Here is a 21,891-nt window from a genome sequence, read left to right as displayed (position 1 = left end):
ATCTACAGGTTAATGAGATCAAGGTAATGAAAATCATTATTTATCATAACCCAGAATGCGGAACATCACGGAATGTTCTGAATATACTAAGACGATTTCACGGCGAGCCACAGGTCATAGAATACCTAAAGACAGGCTGGAATAGTGAACCGTTAAAAGGTTTATTCAACAAATCTAACCTTACGCCACGACAAGCACTGCGTACAACAAAATCCCCCGCAAAAGAGCTAGGACTACTTAATCCAATAGTTTCTGATGACACCATATTCGAAGCAATGCTGCGATATCCTATTTTAGTAAATCGTCCGATAGTATGCACAGATAAAGGCATCTTACTATGCAGGCCATCAGAAACTGTGTTTTCACTGATAAACGCACCTTCTGGTTCAACTTACGAGAAAGAAGATGGTGAGATAGTCATCGCCCCCTAACAATCGCAATGCCTGAGATTTGATTATTAAACTCTCAGCGGAACCAAGTGCACCAACGACAAAGTCGAAAAGCACGTCAGTATTAGTATTTTTCTCAAAATAAATTACTATATTTTTGAATAATCAATGGGTTGGTTCTTATCAAGTGTCCGCGTAATAGGCGGCATAGGATATTTCAACCCGGTTGCACAGTTATACAGGACAGCGCGATCTGTTTCTTTAATCTGACCATTTGCCAAAGATTGCTTATACGCCGCATAAGTCGCGGCCCCTTCCGGACAAAGCAAAACGCCTTCTTTGTGAGCAACCTCTGCTTGGGATTGTGTAATTGCCTCGTCTGTAACAGCAATTGCAAAACCACCACTTTCACGTACAGCCCTTAAAATAAGGAAATCCCCAACAGCGACAGGCACACGAATACCAGATGCATGGGTATAGGCATTTTCCCACAAAGGCGCGTGTTCTTTACCGTCTTCATAGGCTTTGACAATAGGCGCACACCCCGTGGATTGCACGGCCACCATTTTGGGACGCTTAGCTCCAATCCAGCCAATAGCTTCCAACTCTTCAAAAGCTTTCCACATACCAATCAGTCCAGTACCGCCACCGGTCGGATAAAAGATAACATCTGGAACATCCCAACCGAGTTGCTCAGCAAGCTCTAGCCCCATCGTTTTTTTGCCTTCGATACGATACGGCTCTTTCAAGGTTGAACAGTCAAACCATCCGGTCGGCTCTTTTCCCTCCCCAACGATCTTTCCGCAATCATTGATCAACCCATTAACGCGATAGACCTTGCCGCCCTGAAATTCGATCTCAGACACATTAACTTCCGGGGTATCATCGGGACAAAAAATAGTTGTTTCCATTCCCGCCCGTGTTGCATAGGCCGCCATCGCCGCCCCCGCGTTACCATTTGTGGGCATAGCAAGACGGTTAACACCAAGCTCCTTTGCCATTGAAACGGCCAGAGCCAATCCCCGAGCTTTGAAAGAGCCAGTCGGAAGACGCCCTTCATCCTTTACAATGAGCTCCCCACCCTTACCCGCCAAACTGGGCAAAGAAAGTAAGGGAGTCATAACTTCGCCAAGACTAACAACGTTTTGAGCCTGCCGCACAGGAAGGAATTCCCGATAACGCCAAAATCCACCTGGTCTTTGTGCTAAATCCTTTTTTGAAAGCGCTTTACCCAAAGCTTTGAGATCATAACGGACCAGAATAGGTTTTCCCACAGGAGAAAGACCATGCAACTGACCAGCCTCAAGCTTCTCCCCCGTGTAAGAACACTCAAGGTGCGTCACAAAATTTGGAAAATCATTCATAATTGCGGGATCAAATGAAGATTTTTGCTGCATCGTTTTTCCTGACATCCATTTAACGAATCAAAATTGTATTTATCTACATCAATCATGCCAAGGTGTGACGAGAAAGCCTAACTCTTTCCAAGCTTGTAAATAAAATTAATGGACAAATTCATTTTTACTTAAAAGAAAATCTCTCACTAAAAAAATTTCAAGTTAATTTAAAAAAAACAATACTTTAACAAACTTCAACTCTCATTCAAACATAAAGACAGGCTCATTTTATCTTTAATAATTTTGAACTTATCTCTATGAAGATTTAACATGCAATGGCAACGCAATAAGGGTTCAATAAAGATGGAAATTACCAAAGGACTAAATTTACGAGCCCTGGAAATATTTGTAACTGTGGTTGAAAAAGAAAGCATGTCAAAAGCTTCACGGCACCTTGGCATGACTCAGTCCTCAATTTCCCAGCACATCACCCAGCAAGAGAATTTATTCTCGACAATCCTGTTTGACAGATCAATTCGCCCGATAACACTTACGCCCGCTGGTCATGTATATTATCAGCATGCACAGAAGGTACTCGAAACTGTCACTGATATGTGGGGTACCTTGCATAACCTTGATACTGCCCCTCTTAAGAAAGTCAGAATTTCTGTTATCGACACACTTGCAGATACTTTAATCCCTGAATTAACTCAATGCGTCGGAGAACTCTATCCGAAAGGAAGCGTTACAATCACCAGCGGTCAAACCGATGATCACAGGGAAGCCCTCATTAATCGAAAAACAGATATCATCATCACAATGGACCCAATGGATGATATTGACAAGATGGAGCGTTATCCACTTTATAAAGAGCCCTTTGTTCTGGTTACCCCCCAAAACAAACCTGTTAAATTCATAAAAAACGAAATACAGGCATCAGGATTGCCTTTTATTCGCTTCACCCCAACGCTACCCGTCAGTAGATTAATAGAACAGCACCTAAGAAGACTAAAAATAAGACCACCCTACCGCTACGAACTGGACACAACCCGTTCCATCATGCCAATGATCGCAGCAGGTGCAGGATGGACAATAACAACCCCCACTGGATTACTTGAAAGTCGCCATTTTCTTCTGGGAGTGTCTATTTCCCCCCTTCCCTTTACACCGCTTCACCGCACAATTTCATTAGTCGCCAGAGAGCACGAACTTGGAGACCTCCCCTCACAATTGGCAAAAAAAGCTATTATGCACCTGCATCATACGACAAAATCTCTCTTAACGGCCGCTCTTCCAGATACTATCGAAGACATAATGTTTTACGGTTAGCACTGCTTCGCACAGAGAACTGAAAACTGTATTTTTTCATATTCACACTAAAATATAGTGAATACCTGCTATTCACATTTTGAAGCGTTAAATAACTTGAAACACACATTCGAATAGTACATATCAACACCAACCGAACCCTATAAGTCAAAAAAGCGAACCATCATGAGCTATATAAATATTAAGAAAATTCTCTCCGCTGCAACTTTTGCTGTGACCGCACTTGGCCTTTCCTTTACTTCTGCCAATGCAGAAGGTGACGAGAACTTGCTATCAACAATCAAAGATCGCGGCACAATCCTAATTGGCCTAGAAGCCACTTATCCGCCCTTCAACTACCAAGATGAAAGTGGTGAACTTGTCGGCTTTGAAGTTGATGTGGCAAAAGCTGTTGCAGAACGTATTGGTGTAAATGCAGAGTTCGTCCCAACAAAATGGGATGGTATGCTTGCAGGTCTCGAAACCAAACGTTTTGATATTATCACCAATCAGGTGACAATCACTGAAGAACGCCAAAAGAAATACGACTTTACACAACCTTATACTGTATCAGGTATTCAGGTGATCACCCGCGAAGACAAGAAAGCAGATTTTAACAACCTTGCTGATCTTTCAGGTAAAGCCGTTGGTGTAGGTTTGGGTAGCAACTACGAAGAATGGCTCACCCAAAATGTACCGGAAGCAAATGTTTCCACCTATGACGACAACGCTACAAAACTACAGGATCTACTTGTTGGTCGTTTGGATGCTTTCCTAAACGATCGTTTGGCCGCAACCTATCTTCTTGAAAATTCTGGCGGCAAAATTGTTGCAGCCGGAGAGCCCTTTGACAAACAACGCATGGGCATTGCGCTTCGCAAAGGGAACGCCGATCTGCTTAATGAACTAAATAAAGCATTAGATGAATTGCGTGCAGATGGTACACTCGCAAAAATTTCTCAGAAATGGTTTAAGCTAGACGCAACCAAATAACCTTAAAAGCTAACCCAGACTTAATTCGACATAACTGTCAACCGGCCTGAATAAACAACAATGGTAAATTCATGGATGTAATCATCGACCTTATCCTGAAATCAGTTCCCTTCTTAATGAAGGGAACTGCCTTTACCGTTGGTCTCAGTGCCGGGTCCATGATACTTGGATTAAGTTTGGGTTTTCTCATCGCTTTTATGCATCTCTCGCCATCAAAGTTAATACGTTGGCCAGCAATGTTCTTTGTTTCCTTTATCCGGGGAACACCGCTTATCGTACAACTTTTCCTCATTTATTACGGGCTGCCAGAGTTTGGGATCAGACTTGACCCTATTCCTGCTGCTCTCCTTGGCCTTAGCCTGAATGTTGGTGGTTACACTGGTGAGATTTTACGGGGTGCAATACAGTCCGTGGATAAAAGCCACTGGGAAGCTGCCTATTCCATTGGTATGACCCCGGCACAGGCCATGAGGCGCTCCATCTTGCCGCAAGCTATCCGTGTTGCTTTACCTGCCCTTGGCAACACATTCCTCAGCCTCATAAAAGATACTGCGATTGCTGCAACTATTCAGGTGCCAGAACTGTTCCGTCAGGCACAGCTCATTTCAGCGAGAACCTACGAAGTGTTTGCCATGTATCTCAGTGCGGCTGCAATCTACTGGATCCTCTGTATCATTCTGTCCCGACTGCAAAACAAAATGGAACAACGATCAAACCGCCATTTGAGGGCTAACTAGGATGGACAATACAAGCAAAGAAACGATGATTTCCGTCAAAGATCTCAAAAAATCTTTTGAGAACAATCACGTGCTCTCTGACATAGATCTGAATGTACATAAAGGCGAAGTTCTGGCAATTATTGGCCCCAGCGGGTCAGGCAAGACAACCTTGTTACGATGCCTCAATTTTCTGGAAACACCAAATGGCGGTAACATCCGGATTTCGAGCACAACAGTTGATTCATCCCAAGATCTAAAGAAACAAAAAAAGTCGATCCGTGCCCTTAGGAAATCGGCTGGCTTTGTCTTTCAGAACTTTAATCTCTTTCCACACAGAACCGTTCTGGAAAACATCACCGAAGGCCCGATCATTGTGAAGGGTGAAGAACCAGATTCTGCGGCTAAAAAAGCACGTAAACTTCTAAAAAAAGTTGGCCTCGCGAATAAGGAAGACGCCTATCCTTCTGCGCTATCTGGTGGTCAACAACAGCGGGTCGCCATTGCTCGTGCGCTTGCCATGGAACCAGATGTTATCCTTTTCGACGAACCGACGTCAGCTCTCGATCCCGAGTTGGTGGGAGAAGTTCTTAACGTCATAAAAGAACTGGCGACAGAAGAACGAACAATGATTATTGTTACCCACGAAATGGCCTTTGCCCGCGATGTAGCAGACCGCGTCATCTTCATGGCTGATGGACAAATTGTAGAAGAAGCTCCAGCAGAAGAGCTTTTTTCAGCACCCAAACGCGAAAGAACCAAAAAGTTCCTTAAAAAGATACTCGAAAAACAGTAATTCAGACGTATAAAGTATCTAGAGACTTTGGTCCAAAGCCTTGTATTCACTGGCAAGCATTGCGTAGAGAACTTCATCCCACCATGTGCCGTCAGACCGTGGAATACACTGTAAAAATTCCCCCTCCCTACGCATGCCAACTTTTTCCATCACACGAAAGGAAGCCGGATTTTGGGGTTGAGCTGTAGCCACAATTCTATGAATTTCAAGCTCTGAAAATCCTACATCAAGCAGCGAGGATGCAGCTTCACTCGCATACCCCCGCCCCTGAAATTCAGGCAATATAAGCCAACCAATTTCCCAGGTTTTCTCTACAAACCAAGGATGAAAAGTCATTTCGCCAATGACAACATCAGTCATCTTATCTTCGACAACAAAATCCTTGGCATCCGCAGTCCCGGAAACACGAACATACTCTGCGTGCTCTTTATCACTGTAAACACCAGTAGGAATCCACTTCCTCAGCTCAGGATCCTGGCTCATAGCTCTTGTCGGTTCCAAGTCCGTACTCTGGTACTGACGAATACGTAGCCTTGATGTTTCAAGTGGCAATAGATCGAGAAAAGAAGAGCACATAAAGTATATATCTTTTAAAAACAGTAGATTTACGACGGCAAATTTGAAGAATTGATCGATGTCGATATTGCATAAAGTGCATCAAAATAAATATTATTCATAGCCATTATCACAAATTTTCATTTAAAAACGCCCGCCATTTTCCTATATCGTTATATACTACGCATTCTGGATATATTTACGCGTTAGACGCTATCCAAGAAAAGGAAACAAAAATGGCCTATGTCGCAGAGCAAGCTAAGACAACTGATCTCATCTGGTCTTACATTCGAAAAGAAGCCAATGAAATGCTTGTCAAAGAGCCTGTTCTCGCTGGCTTCCTGCAATCTTCCATGCTCAACCATAACAGTCTGGAAGCAGCCATTGGCTATATGTTGTCGGAAAAGTTGGGGAACAATGCCGTTTCTGCGCGACTTCTCGGGCAAGTATTTGAAGATGCCTTTTCAGCAGACCCAGGCATTGGGCAATCCATTCGCTCTGACATCATAGCCGTTTTTGAGAGAGACCCCGCCTGTACATCCCATTTAGAACCTTTACTTTACTTCAAAGGTTTTCACGCTCTGCAGTGTTATCGACTAAGCCATTGGCTATGGAATAATAACCGACAGGCACTCGCGCTCTTTTTGCAAAACCGGATCTCTGAAGTTTTCGGACTGGATATCCACCCCGCAGCCAAAATTGGTAAAGGCATTATGATTGACCACGGCACAGGTGTTGTCATTGGTGAAACTACCGTCGTGGAAGATAATGTTTCTCTGCTGCAAAATGTAACGCTTGGTGGCACAGGTAAAGGCACAGGCGACCGCCATCCTAAAATTCGTCAAGGCGCGCTTATTTGCGCAGGGGCAAAAATTCTCGGTAATATTGAAATCGGAGAATGCGCCAAAGTCGGTGCAACGTCAGTGGTGCTGGAAGATGTCCCCGCGCATTGTACTGCTGTCGGCGTCCCTGCAAAAATTGTTGGTAGTTGCTGCCCACAGCCCGCGCGTGAAATGGATCAAAGCCTACCCAAAGTTGATTGATCTTGTATACAGTTCTTTAAATTCGGTCGTAGCTCGATTTTTGTGAGATAAAAATTTAGGGAATCAGATAAACTTCTTGAACATCTTGGTTTGATCAAAGAGCTCTTCAAGAGTTTTCATCCTGCTCTTTGTTTCATCCCAGGTTTGGGTCTGCACACCTGCGATAACTGCTTCTACTAGGAAAAGTGTGACGACGAGGGAATCCCAAGCAGAAGGCACTTCGATACGTGAATTCAAACTATAGGTCGCCAACTTTGCGGCCGGAGACCCCCATTGATCGGTAAAAAGCACCAGCGTCACACCACGCGCTTTGGCAACTTCAGCCAACCGCAGAATGTCGTGCTCGTAACGTCTGATATCAAAAGCGACCAGTACATCCCCCTTGTTCATGTTTAAAACATAATGTGCCCAAGTATTTGAATTTGGGGCAACAAGCGTTACGCCCGAACGCATTACCTGCATATGAGTGAAAAAGTTATCTGCCATAGAGCGGGTAATCCGCCCACCAACCACATGAATTTCACGGTTCAGATCAGAAAGTAAATCGACAACTGCATTAAACTCTTTCGGGTCAATCTGCTTTAACGTTTGTCGCATATTCTCAGTAACAGCATCTGCAAAGCGGTTAAGAATATGCGTATCCGGTGCGCTTTCAGACCACAGATCATGCTTGGCAATGGGGCTGGATATTGTGGCTTTTAGTTCGATATGTAATTGCGCCTGCATCTGGGGAAATCCGCCAAATCCAAGCTTTCTTGCCATTCTGGCAACCGTTGGCGTTGAAACGCCTGAATTTTCAGAAACGGCGGTAATACTACCCAGACCTGAAACGGGATAATCTTCTAATATGGCATTTGCCAACTGTCTTTCTGCCCGTGTCAAGCTATCGAATTGCTTACGAATTCGTTCAGCAACAGTCAGATTCTGATTTGTACCCATCTTAGGTTTCTATTCCATCCGTAACTTTATCAGTACCCTGTAATCATACCAATAGGTTGATAATCAATACCTAGTCTAAACACAAATGAAGAAATTTCTCCATATTTTATTTTCCTGAAATAATATTTTCAGAAAATATCTTGACTTATTTTTCAATTCTGAAAATATAATTTCAAAAATAAGCTAATAAAATACCTGGGGTAAGGTTCTTGTCGAACGAGTTAATAAATTCCGTTGATAATTTTGCACCTGAAAGTGTGGTCAAAACGACTAATCTTTCAGGCAACGGAGAGTATGTGATTATCTGCGAACATGCCTCTAACCATATTCCTTCTGAATACAACAACTTGGGCCTTAGCGATAGCGATATAAACAAGCACATCGCATGGGACCCCGGTGCATTGGCTGTCGCACAACATCTATCGAAACAACTTGATGCCCCCCTTGTCGAACAGTGTGTATCCAGACTGGTATATGACTGTAATCGGCCGCCCGAAGCATTAAACGCTATGCCATTTCAAAGCGAAATCTTTGAAATCCCCGGTAACGCAAACCTGAGTCAAGAAGAGCGGGACAAAAGAATAAACGGTGTTTATAAGCCTTTTAAAGATGCCGTAAGCAAATGCCTCGACCAAAAAACAGCTGACGGTCATAAACCTGTCATCATAACAGTTCATTCTTTCACCCCCATCTATAAGGGGCAGGAAAGGGACGTCGAAATTGGTTTTTTGCATGACAAAGACAGTCGTTTTGCCGACCAGCTGATCAAGTCTTTTGCGGCACAAACATCCGATTATGTCTTGAGATTAAACGAGCCTTACGCCCCCGTTGACGGCGTGACACACACACTGACTGAACACGCCCTACCCAGAGGGTTAATGAATGTTATGCTGGAAATAAGAAACGATTTGATCTCAGATCAAAAGACACAAAAACAGATGGCATCCCTATTAAACAAAGCAATAAAAGAAGCAAAAGAAGCTCTGGACAATCAACAAATTCAGACCGCTTCAACAACCAAACAAACGAGCCTGGGAAACTGAAATGCCCAATATAATAAGATCCTACGTCAAGGGAGTTGATACATTAAACCGGTTTACAGGGCTGGTTACGATGCATCTTATCTTCGTCATGATCGGGTTACTCCTCTATTCCTCTCTTTCCCGAACACTGTTTGATACTCCTATCAATTCAGTCGTAACAATATCCCAGTTCCTTATGTCTGCTTACTACCTATTAGGTGGTGGCTTTTCCATGCAGGAAGATGCCCACGTACGGATGGATCTTTTCTATAGTAGATGGTCTTCCAAAGGCAAAGCCAAGATGGATGTTTTTACGTCCATTTTCTTGATGTTTTATCTCGTTATTCTTCTTTACGGTGCCGTATCCAGCACGATGTACACCATTGAAGTTGGGCAAAAAACCCGCACATTGATTCAATACCCACTTGCACCAATTAAGATTCTCATGACTTTGGGTGTCTTGCTTATGCTTTTACAAGCAACTGCAACTTTCTTTAAAGATCTGGCCAAAGCCAGAGGAGTTACACTGTAATGAGTTATGAAATGATCGCATTACTGATGTTCTCAACCATGATGGTCATGATGTTAACTGGCCAACGTGTTTTTGGAGCTATCGGTTTTGTTGCCGCAGTTGCAGCGCTTTTTCTTTGGGGTGAAGGCGGCGTAGAAATGCCGTTCACAGCCGCCTCAAAATTAATGAGTTGGTATCCCCTCCTCACATTGCCTCTCTTTGTATTCATGGGCTACATGCTTTCTGAATCCGGAATTGCAAGTGATCTCTATAAAATGTTCCATGTCTGGATGGGGCCTCTTCATGGTGGTCTTGCGATCGGCACCATCTGTCTTATGGTTCTCATTTCAGCAATGAACGGCCTGTCTGTTGCCGGTATGGCGATTGGCGCAACCATTGCCTTGCCCGAAATGCTTCGGCGCGGTTATGACAAGGTTATGGTAACAGGGGTGATTCAGGCAGGAAGCTCGCTTGGTATTCTTGTTCCTCCAAGTGTTGTTCTTGTTCTTTACGGCATGATTGCCCGTCAACCCGTGAGTGACTTGTGGCTTGCCGGCGCAATTCCTGGCCTAATGCTGGCAACCATGTTTGTCGTCTATATTGTTGTCAGATGCCGCTTACAGCCTGAACTTGGTCCTGTGTTGCCAAAAGAAGAACGTCAGATGCCGTTGGGCGAAAAATTAGCCTTGTTGAAAGCCGGTATCCTGCCACTTTTAATCTTTGTATTTATGACTGGCTTCTTTGTCGCAGGTGTCACCAGCCTTGTTGAAAGTTCCGCTGTTGGCGCGACCGCTGCGATGCTTGCAGCTCTCTTTAGAAAGCGACTAACTTTTAAAGTCCTGGAAACCACAATCAGACAAACGCTGGGTATCAGCTGTATGTTTATGTGGATTATCCTGGCCGCTCTTGCCTTTGGTGCCGTTTTTGATGGTCTTGGCGCCGTCAAAGCAATCGAGAGCCTCTTCCTTGAAAAATGGGGCCTAAGCCCTTGGGAAATTCTTATCCTGATGCAGCTTTCCTATATCGTGATGGGAATGTTCCTGGATGACACCGCTATGCTGGTGATTGTAGCGCCACTTTACATTCCGCTTGTTATCAGCCTAGGCTTTAACCCAATTTGGTATGGTGTTCTCTATACCATCACTGTTCAGGTTGCCTATATGACACCACCTTTTGGTTACAACCTTTTCTTAATGAAGGCCATGGCGCCACCTGAAATTTCACTAGTCGATATCTATCGCTCGGTGATCCCTTTTGTCCTGATCATGATTTTCGCATTAGTGATTGTTATGTCATTCCCTGAAATTGCTCTTTGGCTACCTGAGTACGTCAAAGGCTAAACACGGGATGATGCAAAGTATGATTTTTGACAGGAGGTTAAATAAGTAAAAAGTGAAGACTAAACTACACGAATAAAGTGAAAGAGCTTAAACCGCTCGAGTTTTCTCGGGATATTAATAAGTTTAAACAGGGAGTATCTATACGATGACGAATAGACGCGATTTTCTAAAAAAAGCTGGTATGGCAACTGTTGGTGCCGCTGGTGCATCCGCTTTGGCAGCACCAGCTGTCCACGCGCAATCCACAATCAAGTGGCGCCTGCAAACCTATGCTGGCCCTGCTTTGGGTGAGCACGTAATCAAACCAGCTATTGATGCTTTTAACAAAGCAGCAAACGGTGAAATGGTTATCGAACTGTTCTATGCTGATCAGTTGGTCCCAACGGGCGAGCTGTTCCGTGCCATGCAAAAGGGTACAATTGATGCGGTTCAAAGTGATGACGATTCAATTGCTGCACCTGTAGATGTATCTGTATTTGGCGGATACTTCCCATTCGGCACGCGCTACAGCCTTGATGTGCCAGTTCTTTTCAATCAGTACGGCCTGAATGAAATCTGGGAAGAAGCTTATGACGAAGTTGACGGCGTAAAATGGCTGTCCGCTGGTGCATGGGATCCATGTCACTTCGCAACCAAAGACCCAATCCGTAGCCTTGCAGACCTAAAAGGCAAACGCGTATTTACCTTCCCGACAGCTGGTCGCTTCTTGTCCCGTTTTGGTGTTGTTCCAGTAACACTGCCTTGGGAAGATATCGAAGTTGCCATGCAGACTGGTGAGCTTGATGGTATCGCTTGGTCCGGTATTACCGAAGATTACACTGTTGGTTGGGCTGATGTGACTAACTACTTCCTCACCAACAATATTTCTGGTGCATGGTGTGGCTCTTTCTTTGCGAACGAAGACCGTTGGAATGAAGTGCCTGAGCACCTCAAAACACTCTTCAAACTCTGCATGGATAGCTCACACTACTACCGTCAGCACTGGTACTGGGGTGGCGAAGCACAGCTACGTACCGAAGGTTCAAAGCTTGAGCTTACAACTATTCCTGATGAAGAGTGGGCAACTGTCGAAGCAGAAGCTTACAAATTCTGGGACGAAATAGCAGAACAGAGCGATCGCTCCAACCGTGTTGTTGATATCCTCAAGAAGTATGCAAAAACAATGGAAAAAGCTGGTAAACCTTACCGTTACAGCTAATCCCATCGTTACAATGTCACAGCCCGACACCCGGGCTGTGACACCTTTATAAACATTTAGAATAAGAGTTTAGCTATGTCCGGCAATCTTTCCTTTGAAGATCTTAATAAAGCCGTCTCCAGCGGCGAGATTGACACCGTCCTTGTATGTCAGGTCGATATGCAGGGTCGCCTTATGGGCAAACGGTTCCATGCTGATTATTTTGTCAATGGTGGCCACAAAGAAACCCACAGCTGTAATTATCTTCTGGCAACCGATATGGAGATGGAAACAGTAGAGGGCTATAAATCCACCAGTTGGGAAGCAGGTTATGGCGACTACACCATGAAACCGGACCTCAGCACTCTGCGTCGTGTCCCATGGCTTGAAGGCACTGCCTTTGTCATGTGCGATATGCTCGACCATCACACCCACGCAGAAGTTCCTCATTCACCGCGCGCCATTCTCAAGAAACAGGTCGCCCGCTTGGAAACGATGGGGATGAAGGCCTATATGGCCTCTGAACTTGAATTTTTCCTCTTTGAGAACTCTTTTGAAGATGCCCAAAAAGGCGGATACCATTCATTGGAAACTCTTGGGAAGTACAACGAAGATTACCACATCTTCCAGACAACCAAAGAAGAAGGCGTTATGCGCGCGATCCGTAATGGATTGCATGGTGCCGGTATTGTGGTTGAATGCTCAAAAGGCGAAGCCTCTGCCGGACAGGAAGAGATCAACGTCAAGTACGACGACGCCCTGATTTCAGCTGATAACCACGTCTTCATCAAGAATGGTTGTAAGGAAATTGCTTGGCAAAAGGGTAAAGCCCTCACCTTCCTCGCCAAATGGCATAATGATGCCGCTGGTAGCTCTTCCCATGTGCACCAGTCGCTTTGGTCTGCGGATGGCAAAGAAGCACTGTTCCATGATCCGAATGGTGAATACGGCATGTCAGAGCTGATGCGACAGTATGTTGCTGGACTTCTGCATAACGCCAGCGATTTGACTTACTTCCTCGCACCCTACATCAACTCTTACAAACGTTTTGCCGAAGGTACCTTTGCCCCGACCAAAGCAATCTGGAGCAAGGACAACCGTACAGCTGGCTATCGCCTATGTGGCGAAGGCACCAAAGCTATTCGTATTGAATGTCGTGTCGGTGGTTCCGACTTAAACCCATACCTCGCCATGGCAGCCTTACTGGCAGCTGGTATTGATGGCATTGAAAACAAGCGTGAACTTGAAGCCGAATTCAAAGGCGATGCCTACGCATCCGAAAATGCGCGCTCTATCCCCAATACTCTTCGTGGTGCAGCCAAAGCCCTGAACAAATCTGCCATGCTGCGTGCAGCCATGGGCGATGATGTCGTCGACCATTACACCCGAGCAGCAGAATGGGAACAAGAAGAGTTTGACCGCCGCGTCACCGACTGGGAAGTCGCCCGCGGTTTCGAACGCGCATAAGAAAATAAACACAAACACCTTTTAAGCGTCTGAGCAAGCCGTCTTCCCAAACAAATAAGCAAGCCAGACGCATAGCCCTCACCTTCTTGGTGGGGGCTTTTTTTTACTAAGCATATTGCATTGAGAGTAATGCCCTCAAAAACGACGGTAAATGATTAGGAAACAGATTCTACTGAATACAAAGACTTGAATGTTAACTCAACGGCCTTTCTAGCGCGTTGTTCCCAATCATCACGTCTTGTCCATTGGTCCTGAATAGTGATACCCGGCTTTCTTTTATCCCCGTGAACAATCCGGTTCCTAAGTTTATTCATCCAGGAAAGCTCTTTTGGATCGATCCACGAAAGCTGAGTACCATGCTCCTTAACTTGAGCCTGAATAATAGAAGAACAGAGAATAATCGTCGCTGCCCAAGCACCAACACAGAAAGTGGCCTGTAAATCGATCATCAGCGCACATGCCTGTTCGCTTGGGGCTTGCGAACCTGATTGACTGTATTCAGCCTCCAGATCTTCAAACCAGAATCGGCGGTCAGACCAAATTACATCCTTGGGAAGATCAAGTTGATCCATAGTGTATTCCTATCAACATCCGACAAAACTATTCTTTGCAACAATAGCTTATCATCAATAAGTCAGAATCGACACAACAAGATAACGCCCAATAAAAAAGGGCCGTATAAAACGCCCCTTTTCTGTTCTATATCGAGAAAATATTTTACTCGAATTCAATAATCACCTGATCAACGACAAGACTTTCACCAGCTGAGGCAGAAACCTTGCTCACGACGAGATCTTTTTCAGCACGAAGAATGTTTTCCATCTTCATGGCTTCAATGACAGCAAGTTCTTCACCTGCTTTCACTGCTTGACCTTCTTCAACAGCAACAGAAACCAAAAGTCCCGGCATTGGTGACATTAAGAACTTGGACATGTCAGGCGGCAGTTTTTCTGGCATCAATTCGTTATAAGCAGCCAAACGACTTTCGACGACCAATGCTTCAACCGTTAATCCCGACAAGGTTAACTTAAGTGCTGGTCCTCTGCGGTCAATCTGAATAACAGTCTCTTTACCGTTCACTTCTCCGAAAAAGACAGGTTCATGAGCGAGCCAATCTCCCCGGATCAAGGTTTCAAAACCATCCCCTGAAACTAGGTATCCGTCATCTTGAAGATCAATAAGAACAGGGTGTGTTTTACGATCAACAAATACCGTAAGCTCAACTGGGATATCGACACCAGCAATACCGTTCAAATGTGCTGCAAGCGCGGTTTGTTCAGATAAGTTTGTTTGTAAAACAGCCGCAACAGAAATTAGCGTTTTCAGCTGTTCATCTGTGGCTTCAAGGCCAAGGAACCCATCTGGGAATTCTTCGGCAATATAATTTGTCGTCAAGCGCCCTTCAACAAAGCGATCCTGGGACATAACAGCAGAAAGAAAGCCCATGTTATGGTTAATACCGCGGATATAGTATGAATCCAGCGCCGTACGCATGGACTCAATAGCTGATAACCGATCTGGGCCGTAGGTACACAGCTTGGCAATCATAGGATCATAGAACATAGAGATCTCTGATCCTTCCTCAACACCTGTATCCACACGGATCACAGGGCGCCCGTTATACTCTTCGTCTGATTCCGGTGCTTCATAACGGACAAGACGTCCAATCGAAGGCAGGAAATTCCTCAGTGGATCTTCGGCATAAACACGGGATTCAACCGCCCAACCTTCCAGTTTGACTTCATCCTGTTTCAACCCAAGTTCCTCGCCGGCAGCAACCCGGATCATCCATTCAACGATATCAATCCCGGTAATTAGCTCGGTAACAGGGTGTTCCACCTGAATACGTGTATTCATTTCAAGGAAGTAAAAATTCTTGTCTTTATCGACAATGAACTCCACCGTACCCGCAGAATGATAATTTACGGCGTGGCCAAGGGCGACAGCTTCAGATCCCATCGCCGTGCGTGTGGCTTCATCCAGAAACGGGGATGGCGCTTCTTCAATTACCTTTTGGTGACGACGTTGAATGGAACATTCCCGCTCACCAAGATGGATGATGTTACCGTGCTTATCCCCAATCACTTGAATTTCAATATGACGCGGTTCTTCGATAAATTTTTCAATGAAAATTCTATCATCACCAAAGCTGGAACGGGCTTCGTTTTGTGCTGAACGATAGCCTTCGCGTGCTTCCTCGTCATTATAGGCAACACGCATTCCCTTACCACCACCACCGGCAGAGGCCTTGATCATAACGGGATAACCGATATCGCTGGAAATTTTGACAGCTTCGTCAGCATCTTCAATCAGATCCATATGCCCGGGAACCGTGCTCACATTTGACTTTTGCGCCAAATGCTTGGACTCAATTTTATCGCCCATTGCACCAATCGCATTTGTTGGCGGGCCGATAAAGACGATATCAGCATCGTCCAATGCTTTCACAAAGGACGCATTTTCAGACAAAAATCCAAAGCCAGGATGAACGGCCTGTGCGCCCGTTTCTTTACAGGCAGCAATAATCTTTTCAATAACGAGATAACTCTCGGCGGATGCTGCCGGTCCAATGTGAACAGCTTCATCGGCCATTTCAACGTGGAGGGACGCTGCATCAGCATCAGAATAAACGGCAACCGTTTTAATGCCCATTTTTTGAGCTGTACGGATGACGCGGCAAGCAATCTCACCACGGTTTGCAATAAGTATTTTTTCAAACAAGGCCACGATTTCAAGCCCCCTGATTTATGATGACACTATAAAGTCGAGATCTGTTTTTCATTGGAAACAGCTCCATCATTTACAGCGGCAAATTGCTGTGTTTTTTCCAAGGATTCTGCTGCTGCTTGTTCTTAAGCATTTGCAGAGCTTTTGAAACGCGACGTCTTGTGCCGTGCGGCATGATTACATCATCAATAAAACCACGCGACGCGGCGACAAAGGGGTTCGCAAATTTTTCGCGATACTCTTCTGTGCGCTCTTCGATTTTTTCAACATCGCCAATATCCTGACGGAAAATAATCTCAACAGCACCTTTCGGACCCATCACAGCAATTTCAGACGTTGGCCAGGCATAGTTTACATCCCCACGTAGATGCTTTGATGACATCACGTCATAGGCACCACCATACGCTTTACGAGTTATAACCGTAACCTTTGGTACTGTGGCTTCAGCATATGCATAAAGGAGCTTCGCGCCATGCTTAATAATGCCATTGTATTCCTGTGACGTACCGGGCAAGAAACCGGGAACATCAACCAGCGTCACAAGTGGAATATTAAAGCAATCACAGAAGCGAACAAAACGTGCCGCTTTGATTGACGACGCAATATCAAGACACCCGGCAAGAACCATAGGCTGGTTAGCAACAACGCCGACAGTCTCACCATCAACACGTGCCAGACCAACCAAAATGTTTCCCGCATAGTCAGGTTGAATTTCAAAAAATTCACCATCATCAACAATCTTGCTAATAAGTTCCTGCATATCATAGGGCTTATTAGGATTATCAGGGATCAGTGTATCCAGAGAAAATTCATCGCGGTCCGCAGGATCTGCCGATGGCTTCGACGGTGCTTTTTCTCTGTTAGATGACGGCAAGAAACTCATGAAACGACGGAGTTCAAGTAAAGCTTCGACATCGTTTTCAAAGGCAAGATCTGCGACACCTGATTTACTGCTATGGGTGATCGCACCGCCCAGTTCTTCCGCTGTGACTTCTTCGTGGGTCACTGTTTTCACAACATCAGGCCCAGTCACAAACATGTAAGAGCTATCTTTCACCATAAAGATGAAGTCAGTCAGTGCCGGAGAATAAACCGCACCGCCCGCACAAGGCCCCATAATCATAGAAATCTGGGGAATAACGCCAGAAGCCATTGCATTGCGTTGGAAAATCTCGGCATAGCCAGCAAGGGAATCAACGCCTTCTTGAATTCGTGCGCCTCCTGAATCATTAAGGCCAATAACCGGGGCCCCAACTTCCATGGCTTTATCCATGATTTTTATGATTTTTTGCGCATGAGAAGCAGAAAGTGAACCACCAAAAACGGTAAAGTCTTGGCTATAAACAAAAACCAGCCGACCATTAATTGTACCACTTCCAGTAACAACACCGTCACCCGGGACACTTTGTTGTTCCATACCGAAGTCGGTGCAACGGTGTTCTACAAACATATCCCATTCTTCAAAGGAGCCTTCGTCGAGTAAGACGTCAATGCGTTCACGCGCTGTAAGTTTTCCCTTACCATGCTGCGCATCAACCCGACGCTCTCCTCCACCACTTCTGGCAGCCTGTCGCTTTGCTTCCAGCTTTTGTATGATATCCTGCACGTGTTCCCCCACGTTGTTATGTCATCAATTCCGAGGCGCAGTTTTGCACTGCGATATTTAACAGGACGTAATTGATAGCACGTAGGGTTTAACGATACTAGTACTCTGTAACTCGTCAGTCATGAATTAGACTTAAAAATTTCATTGCAGTGCGAAATTCAGTTAAAATATTTACATGACGCTGTTCAGCTTCTTCATCGGCACCCCAACGTTCGATCTGAAATTTTTCATGTAAAAGTACGGCTTCTATAGCTTTTTCAACATCTATATGTTTTTTCAACAGTGCCAAACCCACAATTAAAGAGCCGCTTGTTCTGACGATAGTCGATAAGGCTGCCAACTCCATATTGGGAAAACTGCACACCGATTTCTTAAGTGCAGAGACCGCACTTTCTGGTTGCTCAACGCTCAAAAGGCCACTTGTTGTTACAAGAGGAGCATCAAAAGTAAGCGCTGCCCAATCCAGCAACGGTTGCCAAACATCTTTTTGTAAATCCTGAAGTTCCGGCATGCTGTCATCCCAATAGCACAGCAAATCGTGTCCAGCATATTCTCCAATACCTTCTTCAGCCTGTACTCTTTCCTTGCCAACCCAATCGATTGCCGTACAAGTAAGGGTCATCAGCGGCATTGTCGCCGCATCAATTTCCTTTTCCTGTGCTTGCCATTCCGCAGCCACAGCTTCGGCCAATTGCAAAGTAGGAAACAATAGCGGAAGCTGTTCAGGGGTTTTAACAACACGTCCATCAAGAAGAACAACAAATCCTTCATCCGTCGCTTCGGCTGTTGCCTGTTTATAAAATCGTTTTAAAGCAAGTGTAGAAGACATCAGTTCAGTCTATTTATCAGTTAAAATTAAACAGCTGGTTTTTCGCAGTTTCTATTGTACCAGATCTGCAAAGCGTTCGGGAAGTTCTTCGCAGGAATTTACAACAATATGGGCGCCAGCATCAAACAGCATCTGTGTTTCATGATACCCCCAGGAAACCCCCACAGCTGAAACACCTGCAGCACGGGCCATTTCTATATCATAGGTCGTATCACCAATCATGACGGTATCTTGTGGCTCAACACCATTTTCTGCCATTGCCTGATAAAGAATTTCGGGATGTGGCTTACTCGGCCCATCATCTGCTGTTTTCAACGTGACAAAATGATCATGAAATCCATGATGATCGAGGCTCTTTTTAAGTCCACGCAAATTTTTACCCGTCGCGATAGCCAATAACGTTTCTGGCCGATCCAGACGTTGAAGCATTTCCCGGACACCAGCAAAAACGGGTTCTTCGAAACAAGGCTTTTGTCGTGCTTTAACAAAAGATTCTCTGTAAGAGTCAGAAACCATACAGGCCAACTCCCAGCTGGCATCCTGTGGGAGCATCTCTGCCACAGCATATTCCAGCTTCAAACCAACGATCCTGCGAACATCTTCCAGGGTCGGTTCCGGAAGACCGTTCAGCAAAAACGCTTCGACCATATTGTTATGAATATTGAACTGACTATCAACAAGCGTGCCGTCAAAATCAAAAATAACCAGTTTAAAAGGCTGCCTTGGCACCTTTACCTCACTCAATATTAGTTCAGATTTAATATTCTTCGGATTTGTAAAAGTCTCTTAATTCACGTGGAGGACAGTGCGCAAGATCACCGGCATAGCCTTCGAGCAAATCAACCGCGTCATCGCCATGCCCCTGTTTAAAACCAAGCGCTTTCCATGCCTCGACCATATGAGGAGAAAGATCTGCTTTTACCCTGAGCGTTGTACCATCTTCAGGATGAGGCACAGCAATTTCCCGGGCATGCAACATCATATCTTTTGATATTTTATTACCAAGAGGATAAGCATCTTTTCCACCGTACTTACCATCCCCAAGGATTGGGGCCTCTAGTGCGCCGCAATGGGCACGAAGTTGGTGTGTACGTCCTGTCAAAGGCATTAACGCAACCCAGGCTGCTTTACGACCGACCTTATCAATCATGTTATAGAGTGTCAGAGCTTCTTTGCCGGTATCGTAATCGATCACCATCTTTTCGCCCTGTGCGCCAGCCTGCTTTTCCAGAGGTAGATAAATCCACCCCTTCTTTTGTGGTGGAACAGCAGCAACAAGCGCCCAATAAACTTTTTTAGCTGTTTTACCTTTAAAAGATTTTGTCAGAATACGCGCAGAATTTGCATTTCGCGCAAGGAGTAGAACACCGCTTGTATCTTTATCCAACCGATGCACCAAACGTGGCTTTTCCTGCTTGTCGTAGCAGAGAGCTTCTAGCATACCATCCAGATGCTTGCTTAGTCCCGTTCCGCCTTGTACGGCCAAGCCAGCAGGCTTATTCAACGCAATAACAGAATCATCCCTGTAGATTACCATATCTCTGACGTACTGAATTTCTTCAGGGCTCATGGTAGGTTCATTTTTGCGCGGGCGATTTTCTGTTGAACGATCAGGAACTGGGGGAACCCGAATTTCCTGTCCTGGCTCTAACCGGGATGAAGCTTTTGCGCGCTTACCATCAATACGGATCTGGCCTTTGCGTAACATTTTTTCGACCTGGATATAACTAAAAGCCGGGTAATGTTTTTTGAACCAACGATCAAGACGTACGCCGCCATCATCTGTTCCAACTTTAACCATGGTAACGGCACTCATACGAAAAAAGACCTCATTAAATAATAACCAGCAACAAAGGCTGCTATAGAGAGAAAGACAGATAAAGACAAGTACAAGGCAGCTAACCCAATAGCATCACGCTGGAAAAGAACAACTACATCCATCGAAAAAGTAGAAAAGGTTGTAAATGCACCCAGTAAGCCAACAGTCAGAAAAGCTCTTAGTTCCTGTGACACAAGATCACCAATACCAATCAAAGGAACAAGTATGCCCATCGCAAAAGAGCCAATAACATTCACGGTCAAAGTGCCAACCGGGATCATAGTTCCCACCATAGATCCCATCATAATGATAACGAGATATCGTCCCATTGCCCCGATAGCACCACCAAGGGCAACTGCAGCCAACATCTTCATTACATACCTGCCAAAATGATCAAATAGGAATGACCCAAGAAAAATCTTTACAGAAGGTGACTACTCAATCCGGCAGCACCTGTGCATTCAGTTCTAATTAACAAATATGAGACTGTTTGGCAAAATAAGAGAAATGGCTTTTCTATTCGCGTAACAGCCTAAGCTGCCTGTTCACTTTCGCCACTTTCACGGGGATCACGCAACCAGGATAACAGTTCGTCTGCTTCCATCATGTATACGCCCATACGTCCGAGTTCATGAAGACCTTGCTCTGTCGCATTACACAAAGCATCCGGAACAACAATCACCCGAAAGTCACGGGCACTTGCTTCATAAATTGTTGCCCGTGTTGCCGTGGTAAATGAAAAACCGCAAAGAACAAGCGTGTTTACACCACGGGCTCTAAGCTCATCTTCCAAAGGCGTATCATGGAATGCACCCCAACGAGGGCGATAGAAAATTGACTCGTTTTCACCAATTTCCTGAAACTTGCCATCAAAAAGAAGATCCGGATTAATACGAACTTCTTTGCCTTCGGGTTGGATTTCATCAACTAGTTCCGCACCAAGACTGCCCGGCATGAATATACGCAAGCCCTCTTCGACGGCTGTGCGTCGACAAAGATCAACATTTGACCCATCCGTTTTATAAAGGCGGATCGAATGATAAATAGGGGATGAACGATCACGGAACCCCTGAACCAACTTTTCCATTGCAGGAATAGCACGGGAAAGGCCGGATGCTCGGATGGGGGAACTGGGGAGGATATAGTCTCGCTGCGCAGATAGAGAAATGAGTGCCACATGATCTTTTTGCGGACGAATATAATCTGGCATTGCTGGCCTTACCCTCTTGGAACGTGGTCTGTGTTTCGAAAAACAAGAACTTGTTTTAGGATTTCTAACTACAAGTAACACCAAAATGTCGCACCTCTGCAATCGTC

At 45.1% G+C, this 21,891-nt stretch carries 22 protein-coding genes; 11 read left to right on the top strand and 11 right to left on the bottom strand.

Annotated elements, in window-relative coordinates:
* Positions 1 to 26: 26 nt before the first annotated feature.
* A complete protein-coding gene (locus ACN0QW_RS03400) occupies positions 27 to 431 on the top strand; it encodes an arsenate reductase family protein (RefSeq protein ID WP_417428777.1) in 405 nt (134 codons plus the stop codon).
* Positions 432 to 538: 107 nt separating this feature from the next.
* Here the strand turns inward: ACN0QW_RS03400 and ACN0QW_RS03395 are convergent, their stop codons facing one another.
* Entirely contained in the window at positions 539 to 1,786 is a 1,248-nt protein-coding gene (locus tag ACN0QW_RS03395; RefSeq protein ID WP_417428775.1) for a threonine synthase, read from the bottom strand.
* Between the two features lie 303 nt (positions 1,787 to 2,089).
* On the opposite strand from ACN0QW_RS03395, the gene ACN0QW_RS03390 reads away from it, so the two are divergent.
* From ACN0QW_RS03390 to tcyN, 4 genes are all read left to right on the top strand, one after another.
* Complete coding sequence (locus ACN0QW_RS03390; protein WP_417428773.1) at positions 2,090 to 3,055, top strand: LysR family transcriptional regulator; 966 nt, start codon at positions 2,090 to 2,092, stop codon at positions 3,053 to 3,055.
* Positions 3,056 to 3,220: 165 nt separating this feature from the next.
* Positions 3,221 to 4,027, top strand: coding sequence for a cystine ABC transporter substrate-binding protein (gene tcyJ, locus ACN0QW_RS03385; protein ID WP_417428771.1), 807 nt, complete (start codon positions 3,221 to 3,223; stop codon positions 4,025 to 4,027).
* 71 nt (positions 4,028 to 4,098) lie between these two features.
* Positions 4,099 to 4,764, top strand: coding sequence for a cystine ABC transporter permease (gene tcyL, locus ACN0QW_RS03380; protein WP_417428769.1), 666 nt, complete (start codon positions 4,099 to 4,101; stop codon positions 4,762 to 4,764).
* A gap of 25 nt (positions 4,765 to 4,789) precedes the next feature.
* Positions 4,790 to 5,539, top strand: a complete 750-nt coding sequence (gene tcyN, locus ACN0QW_RS03375) for an L-cystine ABC transporter ATP-binding protein TcyN (protein WP_417429649.1) — start codon at positions 4,790 to 4,792, stop codon at positions 5,537 to 5,539.
* A gap of 18 nt (positions 5,540 to 5,557) precedes the next feature.
* Here the strand turns inward: tcyN and ACN0QW_RS03370 are convergent, their stop codons facing one another.
* Positions 5,558 to 6,115 carry a GNAT family N-acetyltransferase gene (locus ACN0QW_RS03370; protein ID WP_417428767.1) on the bottom strand — a complete coding sequence of 186 codons (558 nt, stop codon included), beginning with the start codon at positions 6,113 to 6,115 and terminating at the stop codon, positions 5,558 to 5,560.
* A 215-nt stretch (positions 6,116 to 6,330) separates the two neighbouring features.
* Here ACN0QW_RS03370 and cysE point away from each other — a divergent pair, with 215 nt between their 5' ends.
* Positions 6,331 to 7,137: a serine O-acetyltransferase gene (gene cysE, locus ACN0QW_RS03365; protein ID WP_417428765.1), complete on the top strand. Its 807-nt coding sequence runs from the start codon at positions 6,331 to 6,333 to the stop codon at positions 7,135 to 7,137.
* Positions 7,138 to 7,200: 63 nt separating this feature from the next.
* On the opposite strand, the gene ACN0QW_RS03360 is transcribed toward cysE, so the two are convergent.
* Positions 7,201 to 8,076: a MurR/RpiR family transcriptional regulator gene (locus ACN0QW_RS03360; protein WP_299371676.1), complete on the bottom strand. Its 876-nt coding sequence runs from the start codon at positions 8,074 to 8,076 to the stop codon at positions 7,201 to 7,203.
* A 209-nt stretch (positions 8,077 to 8,285) separates the two neighbouring features.
* Here ACN0QW_RS03360 and ACN0QW_RS03355 point away from each other — a divergent pair, with 209 nt between their 5' ends.
* The 5 genes from ACN0QW_RS03355 (at position 8,286) to ACN0QW_RS03335 (ending at position 13,593) form a co-directional block, all read left to right on the top strand.
* Positions 8,286 to 9,119, top strand: a complete 834-nt coding sequence (locus ACN0QW_RS03355; protein WP_417428763.1) for an N-formylglutamate amidohydrolase — start codon at positions 8,286 to 8,288, stop codon at positions 9,117 to 9,119.
* Between the two features lies 1 nt (position 9,120).
* Positions 9,121 to 9,630 carry a TRAP transporter small permease subunit gene (locus ACN0QW_RS03350; RefSeq protein WP_299371672.1) on the top strand — a complete coding sequence of 170 codons (510 nt, stop codon included), beginning with the start codon at positions 9,121 to 9,123 and terminating at the stop codon, positions 9,628 to 9,630.
* On the top strand, positions 9,630 to 10,949 hold the full coding sequence (locus tag ACN0QW_RS03345; RefSeq protein WP_299371670.1) for a TRAP transporter large permease: 1,320 nt from the start codon (positions 9,630 to 9,632) through the stop codon (positions 10,947 to 10,949). The genes ACN0QW_RS03350 and ACN0QW_RS03345 overlap by 1 nt, the downstream gene beginning before the upstream one ends.
* 145 nt (positions 10,950 to 11,094) lie before the next feature.
* On the top strand, positions 11,095 to 12,147 hold the full coding sequence (locus tag ACN0QW_RS03340) for a TRAP transporter substrate-binding protein (RefSeq protein WP_417428761.1): 1,053 nt from the start codon (positions 11,095 to 11,097) through the stop codon (positions 12,145 to 12,147).
* 75 nt (positions 12,148 to 12,222) lie between these two features.
* The gene (locus tag ACN0QW_RS03335; RefSeq protein ID WP_417428760.1) at positions 12,223 to 13,593 is read left to right on the top strand and encodes a glutamine synthetase family protein; all 1,371 of its coding nucleotides are present in this window, start codon (positions 12,223 to 12,225) and stop codon (positions 13,591 to 13,593) included.
* A gap of 155 nt (positions 13,594 to 13,748) precedes the next feature.
* Here the strand turns inward: ACN0QW_RS03335 and ACN0QW_RS03330 are convergent, their stop codons facing one another.
* The 8 genes from ACN0QW_RS03330 to ACN0QW_RS03295 form a co-directional block, all read right to left on the bottom strand.
* Positions 13,749 to 14,165, bottom strand: coding sequence for a hypothetical protein (locus ACN0QW_RS03330; protein ID WP_417428759.1), 417 nt, complete (start codon positions 14,163 to 14,165; stop codon positions 13,749 to 13,751).
* Positions 14,166 to 14,310: 145 nt separating this feature from the next.
* The gene (locus tag ACN0QW_RS03325; RefSeq protein ID WP_417429647.1) at positions 14,311 to 16,314 is read right to left on the bottom strand and encodes an acetyl-CoA carboxylase biotin carboxylase subunit; all 2,004 of its coding nucleotides are present in this window, start codon (positions 16,312 to 16,314) and stop codon (positions 14,311 to 14,313) included.
* A gap of 79 nt (positions 16,315 to 16,393) precedes the next feature.
* Positions 16,394 to 17,926: an acyl-CoA carboxylase subunit beta gene (locus ACN0QW_RS03320; RefSeq protein ID WP_417428757.1), complete on the bottom strand. Its 1,533-nt coding sequence runs from the start codon at positions 17,924 to 17,926 to the stop codon at positions 16,394 to 16,396.
* Positions 17,927 to 18,041: 115 nt separating this feature from the next.
* A complete protein-coding gene (locus tag ACN0QW_RS03315; RefSeq protein ID WP_299372917.1) occupies positions 18,042 to 18,755 on the bottom strand; it encodes an ATP12 family chaperone protein in 714 nt (237 codons plus the stop codon).
* Between the two features lie 51 nt (positions 18,756 to 18,806).
* Positions 18,807 to 19,499, bottom strand: coding sequence for an HAD-IA family hydrolase (locus tag ACN0QW_RS03310; RefSeq protein ID WP_417428754.1), 693 nt, complete (start codon positions 19,497 to 19,499; stop codon positions 18,807 to 18,809).
* A gap of 13 nt (positions 19,500 to 19,512) precedes the next feature.
* Complete coding sequence (locus tag ACN0QW_RS03305; RefSeq protein WP_417428752.1) at positions 19,513 to 20,571, bottom strand: RluA family pseudouridine synthase; 1,059 nt, start codon at positions 20,569 to 20,571, stop codon at positions 19,513 to 19,515.
* A complete protein-coding gene (crcB, locus tag ACN0QW_RS03300) occupies positions 20,568 to 20,948 on the bottom strand; it encodes a fluoride efflux transporter CrcB (protein WP_417428750.1) in 381 nt (126 codons plus the stop codon). Before crcB ends, ACN0QW_RS03305 begins: the two co-directional genes overlap by 4 nt.
* Before the next feature lie 158 nt (positions 20,949 to 21,106).
* A complete protein-coding gene (locus ACN0QW_RS03295) occupies positions 21,107 to 21,784 on the bottom strand; it encodes a cysteine hydrolase family protein (protein WP_417428748.1) in 678 nt (225 codons plus the stop codon).
* Positions 21,785 to 21,891 lie beyond the last annotated feature (107 nt).

Origin of the sequence: Kiloniella sp. (genome assembly GCF_048259265.1) — a bacterium.
Taxonomy (GTDB): domain Bacteria; phylum Pseudomonadota; class Alphaproteobacteria; order Kiloniellales; family Kiloniellaceae; genus Kiloniella.
The sequence above is the reverse complement of the archived record's forward strand: the minus strand, read 5'-3'. Positions and strand labels throughout refer to the sequence as shown.

Bases quoted from the DNA above. Each gene is read 5' to 3' on its own strand.
- ACN0QW_RS03400 (WP_417428777.1), top strand. From the start codon at position 27: ATGAAAATCATTATTTATCATAACCCAGAATGCGGAACATCACGGAAT.
- ACN0QW_RS03395 (WP_417428775.1), bottom strand. From the start codon at position 1,786: ATGCAGCAAAAATCTTCATTTGATCCCGCAATTATGAATGATTTTCCA.
- ACN0QW_RS03390 (WP_417428773.1), top strand. From the start codon at position 2,090: ATGGAAATTACCAAAGGACTAAATTTACGAGCCCTGGAAATATTTGTA.
- tcyJ (WP_417428771.1), top strand. From the start codon at position 3,221: ATGAGCTATATAAATATTAAGAAAATTCTCTCCGCTGCAACTTTTGCT.
- tcyL (WP_417428769.1), top strand. From the start codon at position 4,099: ATGGATGTAATCATCGACCTTATCCTGAAATCAGTTCCCTTCTTAATG.
- tcyN (WP_417429649.1), top strand. From the start codon at position 4,790: ATGATTTCCGTCAAAGATCTCAAAAAATCTTTTGAGAACAATCACGTG.
- ACN0QW_RS03370 (WP_417428767.1), bottom strand. From the start codon at position 6,115: ATGTGCTCTTCTTTTCTCGATCTATTGCCACTTGAAACATCAAGGCTA.
- cysE (WP_417428765.1), top strand. From the start codon at position 6,331: ATGGCCTATGTCGCAGAGCAAGCTAAGACAACTGATCTCATCTGGTCT.
- ACN0QW_RS03360 (WP_299371676.1), bottom strand. From the start codon at position 8,076: ATGGGTACAAATCAGAATCTGACTGTTGCTGAACGAATTCGTAAGCAA.
- ACN0QW_RS03350 (WP_299371672.1), top strand. From the start codon at position 9,121: ATGCCCAATATAATAAGATCCTACGTCAAGGGAGTTGATACATTAAAC.
- ACN0QW_RS03345 (WP_299371670.1), top strand. From the start codon at position 9,630: ATGAGTTATGAAATGATCGCATTACTGATGTTCTCAACCATGATGGTC.
- ACN0QW_RS03340 (WP_417428761.1), top strand. From the start codon at position 11,095: ATGACGAATAGACGCGATTTTCTAAAAAAAGCTGGTATGGCAACTGTT.
- ACN0QW_RS03335 (WP_417428760.1), top strand. From the start codon at position 12,223: ATGTCCGGCAATCTTTCCTTTGAAGATCTTAATAAAGCCGTCTCCAGC.
- ACN0QW_RS03330 (WP_417428759.1), bottom strand. From the start codon at position 14,165: ATGGATCAACTTGATCTTCCCAAGGATGTAATTTGGTCTGACCGCCGA.
- ACN0QW_RS03315 (WP_299372917.1), bottom strand. From the start codon at position 18,755: ATGTCTTCTACACTTGCTTTAAAACGATTTTATAAACAGGCAACAGCC.
- ACN0QW_RS03305 (WP_417428752.1), bottom strand. From the start codon at position 20,571: ATGAGTGCCGTTACCATGGTTAAAGTTGGAACAGATGATGGCGGCGTA.
- crcB (WP_417428750.1), bottom strand. From the start codon at position 20,948: ATGAAGATGTTGGCTGCAGTTGCCCTTGGTGGTGCTATCGGGGCAATG.
- ACN0QW_RS03295 (WP_417428748.1), bottom strand. From the start codon at position 21,784: ATGCCAGATTATATTCGTCCGCAAAAAGATCATGTGGCACTCATTTCT.